Consider the following 452-nt stretch of genomic DNA (forward strand, 5'->3'; position numbering starts at 1 on the left):
GGCGGGCGTAGACTTGCATCGATTCGCTCAGGCGTGGAACCTGACGCCAGATGAGGCTCAAGCCTTGCACGACCGACACCAGATCAAAACCATCGTCAAGGGCGATTCCGTGCTGGGCATCGCACAGCATTATTGGACTGCGCTATGCACGCAGCTATGCGACACACTTCGAGACTGGCACGCGGCGCAACCGGAAAGTCTGGGACTAACCGAACCGGCGCTTGCAAGAACGCTTGATGAACGATTAAAAACGGCTGTGCCCGAGGCAATCAGGCAGCAGATCAAGGAGGAAGTCATCGCACGCGACGGCTTGGCCCTGCGCATGCGCGGCCATCGAGCAAGACTATCCGATCCCGATCAAATCCTGTTTGAAAGGATATCCGCCGTACTGCAGGACGCCGGTATGCGGCCGCCCATCGTCGGCGAGCTCGCAACAACGCTCGGCATGGAGC

General features: G+C 59.3%; 1 protein-coding gene. It reads left to right on the forward strand.

Annotated features, from left to right (window positions below):
- Nucleotides 1–256 precede the first annotated feature (256 nt).
- Nucleotides 257–452: hypothetical protein (locus tag DVK06_RS19500; RefSeq protein WP_233561818.1), on the forward strand; the 196-nt coding region annotated here is incomplete at its 3' end.

The sequence above is a fragment of the Halorubrum sp. Atlit-28R genome, from assembly GCF_003665955.1.
GTDB classification, from domain to species: domain Archaea; phylum Halobacteriota; class Halobacteria; order Halobacteriales; family Haloferacaceae; genus Halorubrum; species Halorubrum tropicale.